Origin of the sequence: Prosthecobacter sp. (genome assembly GCF_014879935.1) — a bacterium.
Lineage (GTDB): Bacteria > Verrucomicrobiota > Verrucomicrobiia > Verrucomicrobiales > Verrucomicrobiaceae > Prosthecobacter.
On record NZ_JACSRD010000204.1, the window covers coordinates 5,840 to 20,301 of the forward strand.

A 14,462-nucleotide genomic window follows, 5' to 3' on the forward strand; every position below is an offset into this window, starting at 1 on the left:
ATGACCCTGCTCGTCGCCACGCTGCAGATCGCCACGCCTCTGCGAGCCGCGACTTTCTACTGGGCACCTGATATTGGTTTTGGCCCTGATCCCCAGGAAGGGGGAGACTGGAACACCACCGGCACCAATTGGTGGACCAGCACCAGCTACAACGTGCCCATGAGCACCACGTGGACGAGCCCCGGCAATCACACAGCTGTGTTTGGCAGCTTCGGCAGCGGGCCGACGCTGGTGAACCTGCCCGACAGCGTCACTGTGGGAGCATTGGTGTTCGATGCGGCGGGCGTGAATCTGCAGACATTCTCGGAATTCAACACGCTTACGTTCGCTGGCGCGTCGCCTACGATCACCATCAAGGGGGATTCTTTCGCCTTCGACACTGAAGTAGCCATCAACGCTCCGCTCGCCGGAACCAATGGGATCTCGGTTCAGTTTGATGACACTTCATCGTTTGCAGGGCCAGGTTATGCCGTCCTCAAACTTGGCTCGCTTGGCGCTGGATTTGCCAGCACGCTTGAGGGTGGCATCACGGTGGGGGAGAGGGTGAAACTCGCGGTCGAAGTGGCTTCCAGTGACCTGAGCAGCAACAAGAATCCACTGGGCACCAATCAAATCACACTTCAGGCCGGGTCGGTTTTCGACATCCGGGGGCTTTCATCCACGCCGGATGGACTTTCTGGACGCGTATTCGACACGAGCGGCACTGGTGACAGCAGCCGGGTTGATTTCAGCGGAATTGCCACCGGGGCTTCCCTGCCAGCAGGTGCATTCTCCGCAGGACTCCCTAACGATCCCACCCATGTGGTGGCGAGTTTGAACGGGAATGCGGCTGCCACCTCCATTCAATACGTGCTGAATGGTGCCACGAGCACGGCAAGCAGTTACGGCGTGCAGTGGCTGGGCAAGGTAAGCATCGGAACCGCTGGAGCCTATACCTTTTTTGCCAGTGTGGATGATGGGGCCAGAATCTACATCGATGGCGTCCTTGTGGTGAACAATGATGGTGGCAAGGGAGCCACGGATCTCTCAAGCTCTCCTGTTTTTCTTTCGTCAGGCATGCATGACATCCGGATTGATTATGTGCAGGGCTCGGGAGGCGGAAATATCAACCTGGGATACGCGGGTCCGGACACCGACGAAGGCAACGGGCAGATCCGCAAGGTCATCCCTACCAGCAGTCTCAGCCAGGCAGAAGTCAACACGGCAGCGGGGTCGAGCAACGCTCTGCAATTGAATAACGCGGTTCACATCACAGGTGACGCGCAGATCAATCTGACGAACACTGAATTCACCTCGGCACAGCTCGGTAGGCTGTTACTCAACACTGGAACGACTCTCTCAGTCGGTGCATACGACCTTGTCGGCGCACAGATCGTTGGAAACGGAGCAGGATTTGGGAAGACCTTGCGGTTCGGCGGCACGGCTGGCCAACCCACGATCTTTGGCACTCCGGGCTCGGGATCGGCAGGAACGGTGACGATCAGTTCGGACGTGAACGTTGCCTTTGACGGCGCGGTTTCTGATGAAGGACGTGCGATGACCATTCAGAAAACCGGCGCAGGCTGGATGTATTTCAACAACACGACCAGCCTGAACAACCTCAATGCGGGCACAAGCATTGAAATGGTCGGCGTCAATGAGAGCACAGCGGCGCAATTCCTGTACTTTGAGCCGAATGATTTCGAGATCCAACAGTCAGGGATCGTCATGACTGGCGATACGACGAACCTGGCGGTGGGAATGACTGTGAGCGGCTCTGGTATCAAACAGGGTTCAGTTGTCACCAAGATCATTGATGGCACCACGTTCATGGTCTCTGGCAATGCGTCGGCGGCCAATGCATTTGAACAGGTGAACTCTGCGACGTTGACCTTCAGCAAGACACCAACGCTGGTCCTGACCGGCAGCACAGCAACCGGGGCATTCAACCCAATCGGGTCGGCCCAGATCGTTTTGAATGGTGGCAACTTGGTCCTGGACTCAAAAGGGGCTACTTCGTCAGGAGGCGGGCCTGTGTTCGCAAATCAGGTGACCGTCAATGAGAACGCAGTGATCCAGTCAGTCGCGAATGCCTCCACGCTGACATTAGGGGACAGCCTCCATGGGATTGCCATTGCGAGTGGAAAGACCTTGGTGTTGGACGCCATCGCTGGCGGCCGTCCAAACACGGACCCTGGTGCAAACCTTGTCATCGCGGGAGGAATCACGGGTGATAACACAACCACCCTGATCATTCGTTCCACGCAAAAGAATGCCGGGACGACCATCACGGCGGTGAACGCTCTGGCGGATGGCGTGACGCAGCAAATTGGTTTTGCCTCCCAAAGTGGCACGGTGACACTCGCTGGTGATAATGCAGGCTTCAACGGGACGTTAAGCTTTGAACCGGGCTCCAATCTCCGCCTTGAGGGAGTGGGATCGCTGTCTGGGAAGACCTTCGTGATGGCTGGCGGCACATTGCAGATGCTCGATGACGGTGATGGCAGCGGAGGCACGCAGAATTTCAATTTCAATCATGCCATCACAGTCACTGGCAATGCCACGCTCGCGGTGGGACGCACGGCGAGTTCACAGGCTCCGTATTACATCCAGGCGGCCAACAAGCGGATGCAAATCGCAAGTCTGGCGTCAGGGCGGCAGATTTTGGCCATTGCGAACAATAACGGCTACGGGTTGCAGGTCACAGGCGGCACCGCGCTCAGTGGTGCGACCACTTTCACGGTCAACACAGCTACAAATTCCAATGTCCTGCCGGGACTTGAACTGGCGGGGCAGGTCACTGGTGCCACGAGCATTCTGAAAAACGGCAATGGCACGCTTCTATTGAGCAATGGCTCGAATAGTTTTGGAGGTGCGGTGAACTTCTCCGCGTTGGCTGCAAACATCGCTGGCAATGGAACACTGACTGTCGAAAGCGTGTCCAACTTGGTGGCGGGACAACGAGTCAGTGCCACCAGCCTTAATGCCGGCACGGTTGTGAACAGCATTAACGTGCAGAACTTCGCAGCCAGCGTCGGAAATGGCGGCACCGTGCTGACCTTGGGAGTCGATCTCAACAACGTCTTCGTCGTGAACATGCCAGTGTCGGGGACTGGTATCCCAGGAGGGGCCACGGTCACTGCAGTGAACAATAACGTGACGACTCCCACGACAGGTTCTGCCATTTTCAGTCCGAACTTGGTGACAGTTTCAGACACCAGCAGCTTCCGCGTGGGCATGGCTGTTTCCGGTAATGGGATTCCGGCCGGCACCTACGTAGCGGAGGTGGTTGATGGAGTCACGCTTCGTCTGAGCCAGAATATCACAGTGGATAATCCGACCTTGGTGAGGAGGCAGGTCACTCTCAGTGCGCCGGTTACGGTCGATGATCCGACGCTGGTGCTCTCCCAACTGGTGCTGAACCAGGCGGTGGCGTCCTCGGGCACCACTGCCACCACCAGCGCCAACTCGATGATCAACGTTTCGCAGGGAGTTTTGGCGTTCACCAGTGATGGAGCGCTTGGAAACTCGACCAACCAGATTCTCTCAAACACGAATTCCGCGACAGCCGGGCTTCGTGCAGACGGGACGTTCGGCACCAGCAGGACATTCATCATGAACCAGGGGAACAATTCCCTTGAGGTCACGGATGGCAACACGCTGACCATGAATGCCGCATTCACCTTCACGTCCAGCACTTACAACCTGCAGAAGAATAACCTGGGCACACTTCTTCTTACCCAATCGCAAGGCTCCTGGGGAGGGAATATGACGGTGGGCCAGGGGGTGTTGCGGATTAGCAATGGAAGCGCCCTTGGCAGCGGCGGTTCCTTCAACCTGTCCAGCGGCGTGGCTTCTGGAGCCACATTGATTGCCAATGTGGCTGCCGCGCTCGAACTGGCCGGCGGCATCACGGTGTCGGAGGCGTTGGTCTTCCAGCCAGGAAACAACAACACCTCGAATGGCATCAGTGGTGGTGGTGCGCTGCGCAGCGTGTCTGGCGTCAACGATTGGACTGGCACGATCACTTTCTCGGGTGCTAGTGGTACCGACAGTCAGATGCGTGCCGCGACCATCGGCGTCGATTCAGGATCGACTCTCAACATCAGTGGGGTGATTACTGGGAGAGTGGGCACGAGTGGCAGCAATCGCGGGGCTTGGTTTGGGCTGGTCGGTGCTGGCAACGGCACCATTACCACCCCGATGGCCTACACGGGTGATCTCGCTTCTGGCGCCTACTCGTTGGTCAAGGCGGGCACGGGGACATGGACGCTTACATCTGCCAATGCGTTTCCCGGTCAGAGCATCTACGTTCATCAGGGGAATCTCAAATTGAGCGGAAACGGGACAATTGGTGTGCCTGGAACCAACGGAGGAGCCGGCATTGTTTACATCATGCCGAGCGGCACGTTAACCCTGGACAACGCGTCAGCTGCGAACGCCAACAATCGCTTCAGCAACCGTGCGCTGACTCTGTATGGAGGCCGTCTTGACATCACCGGGAACAGTGCCGCCAACACCACGGAGACCACCACTGGTGCTCTGACCTTCAACCCAGGACAGGCTGTCATCACATTGACCGCGAACGCTTCCAGACAATTAGACATCACCACCGGGCCGGTGACTAGAAACTCTGGTAGCACAGTGTTGATCCGCGGCAGCAATTTGGGCTCAGCTGCAGGTAACGGAGTCGCCACCATCCAGGCCACGGGCGGAGGTTATGCTTTCATCGGTCAGGCTGGTGCGGCAGGATCGACCAACAAAGCCATTCTCCCCTATGCTATCGTCGATCCTTCTGCCACAGGCTTGGGAACCTCATTCGCAACTGCAGACACGGCGAACGGGTTGCTCCGCCCCTTGAATCCAGCCACCGAAATGGTGACGACGCTGAGCAACAACCTGGGTGGAGTTGCAACCCCTCTCAATGTCTCATTGTCGGGCGTCGGCTCCGTGAGCAATGCGCTGACCTTGAACACCATTACCGTGAATTCGCTGACTTTGAAAAGCGGTGGCGGAACTTCGGCTCAATCGGCCCAGTCTTTGATCCTCGACAGCGGTGGCGTGCTCGCATTCTCCGGCAATGTCGGAATTAACGGGGGCCGCCTCTCCACTTTGAGCAATCGTCAGTTCATTTTCCACACTCTGGGTGATTTGAATGTGACGGCGACGATGCATGGTGCCTCTGGAGGCCTCGCGAAGGCCGGGGCAGGGACGATGACACTCTCGACTCCCCAGTTCTATTCCGGCGTCACTGTGGTCAATGAAGGCACGCTGAAACTCGCCGGTGGGTCCAACACATTGTTCTACAACAACGATTTTATTCTTCAGGGAGGAATGCTCGACCTCAATGGCACGGCGCAAGTGCTCAGCCGCCTGCGCATTGATGGAGCTTTTGCTCAGAATGCCAATCTCGTTCCCGGTGCCGGAGGAGGAACGGTCATCAACTCATCTGGAACGGAAGCGACGCTCGGTCTCGTCAATGCTGGTGTCAACTTCTCAGGCTCAATCTCGGGCGATATCGCATTAGTGCGGTCCACAGCTGCCGACAGCTTCACTGACTGGAACATTTACTCGGCCAACAATTTCACCGGCAAGACCATTCTCAATGGTGGACGCACCCAGTTGCTGGGAGAGGCGACTTTTGAAAACACCAGTTCTCTGGAGATCAGTCACGCGACGTTGTTGATCACCAACAATAACGCCGTGAGCATTCTGGACCAGCAGGTGGACAACCGGATCAATGACACCGCGCCCATCTTGATGCGTGGCGGCATGCTTCAATATCGCGCTCGCAATGGATTCGAAGGCACGGAAGTATTCGGAGCTCTGACTTTGGCGGAAGGTAACAGTATCATTGATGTGGCTGAGCCAGGCACTGGCATCAATAGCTCCACAGCTATCTTCGTCGGCCTGAACCGGCAGGCTGGATCGCACGCCACGCTCCGGTTTTTCAACGTGGATGGCGCCCAGGGCAGTCTGGCTCGTGTTTTCACCTCCAACCTCAATGGCGTGCCCACAACAAACGTCGGTGACGGCCTCACCAACCACCTCATCGGAGGATGGGCCGTGTTTGAGCGTGAGTTCGCCAGCTATACGCCAGGAACCGGCGTTGGCGCCCTTAACGGGGTCGGTTATGCAGGCTACTCTCCAAATCTCCTGACTGGCAGGGCAACGGTTCTGTCGAGTTCCACTTCAACCAACACAGCCCAGGTTTCCACTGTGCCGGCCGGACTTGTTGTCGGCAGTGCATTCCTGGGTTCCACGGTGACGTCGATCAATGGCACCACTGTCACACTTGCGGGCAATGCCAATGCGGACATCAGCGCTCCGACAAGTCTCTTTTTCAACAACGGTTCGGATTCGGAGAACATGCGGATCACTTTCCCTGGTGTGGCTTCGGTGGGAGCGGTCGGGGAGAACCTGCTCACCATTGCCAGCACCGCTGGTCTGACAGTGGGTGATTCTGTTCTTGGCACCGGCATTCCTGCCAACGCCAAGGTGGCGTCGATCATCAGCGACACCCAGTTCACTATCACGCAGACCCTTGGGACCGCGAATCCGACGCTGACTCTGCCCCAAACGATGGCGCTGACGGGGGACCGCACGATCAACAGTCTCGCGATGGTGGTTTCAGGCAATTCAACGCTGGACCTGGGTGGTTTCACCCTGAATCTGACCAGCGGCGGCTTGATAGCCTCACAGGGCTTCAGCACCACCAATACGCAGGTCACGGTGGTGAACAGTTCCACAAGCAGCAACGTCATCACTCTTGCGAGCGTTCCGCAGAACTTCGTCGTGGGATCCACTGTGCTGGGCAGAACGGTCACGGCTATCAACGGACTCGAGGCTACTCTTGACGGCAATGCCAACGCCACCAGCAGCTCGCCGACTGGGCGAGATTACGTCAGCGCCCTCTACATGCCGATCACCATTCAGAACGGGAATCTAACCGCCGGAGGCACCCCGAACGCTGCGGCGGATCTCTATTTGCATGCGATTGGATATGTGAACGGAAACACCAATGTGCAGAATCGTGACGTCTTTGTGGGTGCCAACATCGTGGACAATGGTGCGGGGGCAGTGACCCTTGTCATCAATGGCACGGAAGGTCGTGGCAGCTTCGCTGGCATCAGTGATTTCCGCACCAACGAACTGGTGCTCAGCGGCAACAACACTTATTCGGGCGGAACGTTCGTGAACTCCGGCTTTGTCGTTCTCAATTCCCCGGGGCAGGCATTCGGCACAGGAAATGTCACGATCACAGGTGGGGCGAGCACGAACGGAGCGACTTTCCAGGAACGCACGACCACGGTCGTTTTGGGAGCATCAAACCAGATCGCCAGCACAGCCACTCTGACGATGCTGGGGGGCTCCGCCCTCGAGTTGAACGGGTTCAATCAAACCTTGGGCAACCTGGTCTTTGACAACACTGGCGGCAACACACCGATCCTGCATGTCGGTCCGGGTAAGCTGACCTTGGGGACGGTGCCATTGAATGGCAACATCACGGCGACATCCTCCAGTCTTGGCGGTGTGTCACTCATCAGCACTGGTTCAATGTATTCCCGTGTGGTCACGGGTTCAAGCACAGTGACCGTGGGAAGCACGGCTGGCTTGGCGGTGGGAACAGCAGTGACGGGCAGTGGAATCGCTGCTGGAACGGTGATCACGGCAATCAATGACGGAACGACCATCACATTGTCGGCACCTGCGACCGCCAATGGAAACAACCTCCTTTCATTCGGTGGACTGGGTGCGATCGACCTGGGTGGCTCCACGCGCACGTTCAACGTCTCGGCGGTCACAGCCAATGGGGTCAACATCGCCCCCTTGCAGCCGACACTTAACATCACAGGGGTGATGATTGGTGCGGCTGGAATCAACAAGACGGGCGATGGATTGCTTCAACTCGGCGGAGCAAGCACCTACTCGGGCGGATTGAATGTGCAGGCCGGCGGCATTGTTTTTGGCGGCAGCAGCAGTTTCAACAATGGGACCCTTGGTGGCGTCTCCGCCGGTCCAGCCGGCACTGGCGTTTTGACACTGGCCGCGAACACCCGCCTGCTTTCGAGCGGCAATTTCGTTGTTGGCAACGATGCCATCGCGGCTGGCAATCTGTCGTTCGACAGCACGGTTGCTGCTGGCACAAACCTCACGCTGAGCGGAACCGTCACCCTGCCCGGGACACTGACGATCGATGTGGTCAATCCCGGAATGACCGCTGCACTGGGCACAGTTACCAAGCAGGGAGGGCCCGGAGCGATCTCCATCACCAAAACAGGGCTGGGAACATTGGCCTTGGGCGCTTTGGATTCGGGCAATACTGTGGCAGTGAACCTTAACGCAGGTAATATCGCCCTGTTGCACGACGGCAACGGCACGGGTGCCATGGAGACGATTGCAACCGGCATCACATTGAATCCAAGTGGTGCTGTCAATCTGACCATTGGACGGCTGGGAAGCACCTACGCGCCATTGTTCACCACTGCTTCGAACAAGACGCTCCAGATGGCGGCTTTCGCCCTGAACGGGCCGCTGGCAATCACCAATAACCATGGTCACGGGCTCGAACTGACGGGTCCGGCTACTTTGGGCAGCAATCAGATCATCAGCGTCTCAACTGCCACCACTTCGAATGCGGTGCAGGGCCTGACCTTCTCCGGCCCGCTGGGTGGCAGCTCGTCCATCACAAAGATGGGAAATGGCACCCTCGCACTCAACGGAACCAACACCTTCACCGGAAACATTGACATCCAGGGCGGGGTGCTTGCAGTGGACAGTGATGCTGCATTGGGTAATGCGGCCAATCAGGTGATCTTGAACGTGAATGCGGCGACGGGAGTCGGCCTCCGCGCCACCGGGACTTTTGCCACGAGCCGCACGATCCAGTTGAACCGAGCCAGCAACGCCATTGAAGTGGTCGCAGGGGAAGTGCTCACTCTCAATTCATCGTTTGTCTTGGGAGCTGTGAACAATGCCCTGCGGAAAAATGACAACGGCACGTTGGTGATGGCTGCTGCCAACAGTTCCTGGACGGGGGGGCTCACCATCGGGGCTGGTGTCGTGAGAATCACAAACGCCAGTGCGCTTGGAACAACTGCGGGTAACACAGTGGTCAGCGGCACCGGAGCTGCCTTGCAACTGGGTGCTGTCACCACGGCCGAGCCGGTTACCTTGAACGGCGCAGGCATCAATGGTGCGGGCGCCCTCCAAGCCTTCTCGGGTAGCAGCACAGTCAGTGGCACGGTGACTCTTGGATCTGCCACCACCATCGGTGCCGACGCCGGAACCACGCTGAATCTCACTGGAACGCTCAGCAGCGGTCAGGCGCTGACCTTTACCGGCGCCGGCGCGATCAACAAAACCACCACGGGATTTGGCGCGGTGGCCTCAATAACCAAGCAAGGGAGTGGCACTTTCACACTCGGGGTGAACAGCACATCGTTCACCGGAGCTCTTGTGGTCAATGAAGGTGTGTTTGCCATGAACGCTGGTGCCACGATCGGAGGAACCAGCACGATCTCGGTGCAGGGACCTTCCGGGGCGCTTAACTGGCTTGGCGGCCTGGATCACACGACGAGTGCACGACCGCTGACATTAACCGGCGGCACATTCAATATCTCTGGCGGCACCGGTTCCAGTGAAAACCTTGGCATTCTGACCCTTAACCGAAGCCGGACGAATATCATCGACTTCAGTCCTGGCGGAACAACGAACACCCTGACATTCGCGAGTTTGACCCTTAATGGCGATGCTTCGATCATCTTCTCCGGCTCGAATATCGGCAACGCCAGCAGCAGAATCGTGTTCACGACAGCTCCAGGGCTCACGAACAATCTGCTGCAACGGGCGACGTTCAACGGCACCGATTTCGTCTCCTATAATCACAACGGCACGGCATCGAACACGAATGGCATTCAGGCGTTCACTGGTTATAATACCTCCAACAGCATTGACAGCCTTGCCGCGACCACGAACGCGACGATGAACATCACCGCGACACCTGTGTTCGCAGGCACAACCAATCGCACAGCCAACGCCATCAAGATCAACGGCACCGGAATCAACATCGGCAACGGCATCACCACACAAGGCGCGACCCTCACACTGACCGCTGGAGCTGTCTTGAATGTCGGCGGCAACAATACAATCAGCGTGCCAAGACTTGCATTGGGTGCCGAGGGCTACATGGCGGTCGCCTCCAGCACCACTTTGACTGTTAACAGCCTCCTGAGCGGGGCATCTGGTTTTGTCAAGGATCTGCCCGGAACCTTGATCCTGAACGCCCCTGGCAATCGTGCGGGACTGGCCAACATCAGCGGCCAGATATTGACCGGCAATTTTGCCATCAATGCAGGAACCGTGAAGCTGGGAGGTGGAAACAACACTTTGACTCCCAACCAGTTCATGCTGATTGCCCCAGGTGCCACCCTTGACCTCAACGGCACCACACAATTTGTTTTGGGCACCCGAGGCGACGGCGGCGCGTTGGCTGGCAATGCAGGCACGATCACCAGCTCAGGAGGAGCAGCCTCCATCATTTTGGGTAACGAGGGGACGACGATCAGTTGGGGCGGCAAGATCACCGGCAACGTGGCATTTTTGAAGAGCAGTTCAGGTCTTATCAATTTCCTGGCAGACAGTGATCATACGGGGCCGACAGTATTCACAGGAGGCAACAATTACCTAGTGGACGGCGGCAGGCTCTCGCAGACAAGCTCCATCGCGGTGAATTATGCCCTCTTCCGCCTGGATGACAGTCTCAATTACGTGACTTCCGATCGCGTAAACATTAATGCAGACATCACATTGCGCGGCGGCAGCTTGGTCTATCAAGGGCGACTCCAAAGTGATGTGAGTCAAAGCGTGGGCCATGTTTCGCTGAACGAAGGTTACAATATGATCCAGACGGCGATGTCGTTTTTTAGCACCACCAGTGGTGGCACCACGACCCTTAACAGTCCTGCAAGTATCGCCAGCACGACCTTGAACCTAGCCTCTCTAAGTCGTTCAGCGGGGTCAACAGCGACAGTTCGTTTCCCAGACAATCGCCAGGATCTCGTCGGATTGACCGCAGCTATTCGTATAGCCACTTTGAACGGTGTTGATACAACGACTGGCACTGTCGGGGCGGGTCTCACCAACAACCTCATAGGGCCATGGGCAGTGGTTGACCGTGAATTCGCCAGCTACGTCCCAGACGTCGGCGTCGGCAGACTGAACCAAACAGGCTTCGCTGGCTATTCGGCTAACTCACTTACGGGTTTGGGGAGCTCCGCACCGCAGGCAACAGACAATATCCGTGCCACGGGTAATGTGGGTCCCCTGTTCAACAACACCACCGTAAACACCTTTGCGCTTGTAAATCCTGGAGCGGCACAGACAACTGTGAATCTGGGCGGCTTCCAGCTCACCCTTCAAGGGGGAGGTTTGCTCCTCGCGCACAGCGGCGACAACCGCAACATCACTGTCACCAATGGTGCCATCACCAGTGGTGTTGTTAACAGTGCCAGCGACCTTTATGTACATGCCTTGCCTTACGGTGGAGTGAACCGCACTGCGATTATCGATGCATCAATCGTCAACAATGGCACGGGCCCTGTGCGTCTGGTGTTCTCCGGCAGCGATGGCGCGGCCAATCTCACGCTGAATGGTACTAACACTTACAGCGGAGGAACAGTGGTCAACGGCGGGGTGCTGATCATCGGAGCTACTGGCAACGTTGGAGCCGGGAACATCACGATCAACGGTGGTTTCAACTCAGGCAGTGGCATTCTGGTCCAGCGGGCGGGTGGTGTCATTGACATCAGCAAGACCGGCTCGATCACTAATGGAAACACCATGGTGACCGGCATCGACACGTCGAATTTGGTGGTCGGACAGGTCGTGCGGGGTGATGGCGTCGTGGATGGCACCACCATCACCGCAATTGGGGCCAACAGCATCACCTTGAGCCACGCTGCCGCTCTCGACAACGCGTCTGCAAGCCTGTTCGTCGCGAATACGGTGACAGTCAACGGCACCGGGTTGCTGGTGCTCGCCGGCGAGCAGAATCTGCACGGCATTGTTCTCAACGGCACTGGCGGTGGCACGACACCTCCAACAGTCAGTTCTGGAGAAGGGTTGCTGACCATTGGAACTGGTGGAATTGTTGCCAACCCCTATAACCCAGCCTCGGCACCTTTGATTGTGGGGAGGATTGATCTTGGCTCCACAGCCAATTCGATCACGGTAAACACGTATGACTTCAATGGCGTGACCAACTTTGCGCCTACCACACCTGGGTTTATTCTCGGCGGGCTTCTTGGCTCGTCGGGTGGTTTTACAAAGAATGGCAACGGAGTCTTACAGATCAACCAGTCGATCTTCACCGGAGCGGTCAATGTGGCAGCCGGCACCATACTGTCAGGTGCGGCCAACAGCGGATCGAGGTTTTCCACGCTCACACTGCAGTCAGGAACCTTCCTCAATCTCAACGGACAGAACACCAACTGGGGTGCCCTGGCAGGCAGCGGCACGGTGTTTAACAGTGTGGCGAACGCCCCGACGTTGACCGTGGGCTTCAATAATGACGACACCACCTTCTCCGGTCTGATCAGTCGTTTTAATGATGCCACTCCGAATGCGGTCAACATCATTAAAACTGGAGCTGGTGTGATGACCATCACCGGGGCACAGAACGCTCTGAGTGGCTCCTCCGGCGTTCTTACCATCGCGGGTGGCGGGGTAACTTATAGCGGCGGGACTGGCAAGGCTCTCCTGGCAAACCACACGGTGCTCGAAGGCGGCGTCCTCACGCTCGACAACAGTGGCGCGGCCGTCAACAATCGTCTCGCCTCACCGTTGACCGGCCTTCCCTCATCGACGCTGAACATGAGTGGCGGTTTGCTCACCATTCTGCCGAACAATGGAGCAAGCGTCACCGAAACCATCACGGCGCTTACTGTGGGCGCCGGGGCCGGTGAAATGGTTTTGGATGCCGATCCAGCCACAGGCATCACATTAACCATGACCACGCTTAACGGGATTCAGACGGGAGGCACGCTATGGATTCGTGGCGATTTCAATGCCGCTGGAGCCAACACGATCAATGGGTTCTCTCGTGTGGCCGTCACGACAAATTTCAACACCGTTAGTGGCCAGGGAAATGGGGCCAACGGCACCACCACGATGACGATTCGTCCCGACATGATTGGTTCCGCCATTGATGGCAGCGGCCTGTCATTCATCACACGTGATTCAGCGACGACCTTGCTGCGTCCTCTCGCGTCCAATGAGGTCAGCACCTCTCTGATCAACGGTTCCACGACTAACATCTCCTTGAACACAAACGCGACGATGACTGCCAGCCAGAGCATCAACAGCCTGATGCTCAACAGTGGCGGTGGCATTAGCAATGCCAACGTGGCGGCCTTTGGCAAGTTCACCACTGGGGCTGGCATCCTTACCGAAACCATCCGCACCGGCGGTGTCATCGCTTTCGAGGGCAACGCTGGCCTGAACCTGCCCGCCCTCAACTCCTCTAGCGGTTTCTTCGTGTTTCACACCATCGGCGATGCAACTACTCTTGCCGTCAATGGCCATTTGGGCAATGCAAACGGCTCAGGCCTGTGGAAGTCCGGCACTGGTGCGCTCAGCCTCAATGCCCGCGCCTTCTACACCGGACAGACCACCGTCAATGAAGGCAAACTGATTCTCAACGGCGGGGACAACACGATCGTGGTGACTCCGACCGCAACGTTGGGCAGCTTCCAGAACCTGGCAATGAACGGCGGCACGCTCGACCTCAGCGGCTTCAACCAGATGGTGGGCACGATGTTCACCACCAACCCGCTGGCCCTCGGCGGCACGGTGACAAATTCGTCTGTGACGTCTGTCGTCCTCAGAGCTGTCAGCCCTGGCAACGCCACCAATATATTTGCCGGAGTTCTGGCTGGGAACCTCGCATTTGAACATTCCAGCACTTTGGTCAACAACGTTGCCGGGACTCTTGTTTTGAGCAATGCCAGCACCCACACGGGCACCACCGTGGTGCGTGGAGGAACCCTCGTGCTGCGTGACAATGGCGCTTTCACTGCCACCAGTGCAGTCAACGTGAACTTCGCCACGCTGGACTGGGACAACACTGGACTCAACCCACTGGGTTCAGACAATCCGGCGCGTCTTGTTGCGGCAACTCCGGTCAGTCTGCAGGGCGGCTCCCTGATTATTCGTGGCGGTGGTTCCGCGGACACGGTGGTGACACTGGACAGTCTTTCGATTCTGCGTGGCGACAGCATCGTGAGCCTCCTTCCCACGGTCAATGCAGGCAGCGCCGTGCAATTGACTATCGGTAATCTGCAACGGGATGTCGCCAATCACGGTGTGGTCAATTTCACCACCAATGTAGGCATGGGTGGTTCTGGGAACAATAACAACGCTCGCGCTCTGGTTTCTTCTGTCAATGGCGCGGGTTTCTCTGCCAGCCAGTTGGTGAATGGTTT

General features: G+C 57.4%; 1 protein-coding gene (cut by a window edge). It reads left to right on the top strand.

The annotated features are described in order from the left end of the window. Window positions 1-14,462, top strand: the 5' end (the start) of a protein-coding gene (locus IAE77_RS22985) for an autotransporter-associated beta strand repeat-containing protein (RefSeq protein ID WP_294231802.1). It continues 17,758 nt past the right edge of the window; 14,462 of the gene's 32,220 nt are visible here — the first part of the coding sequence; the start codon lies at window positions 1-3; its stop codon lies beyond the right edge, outside the window.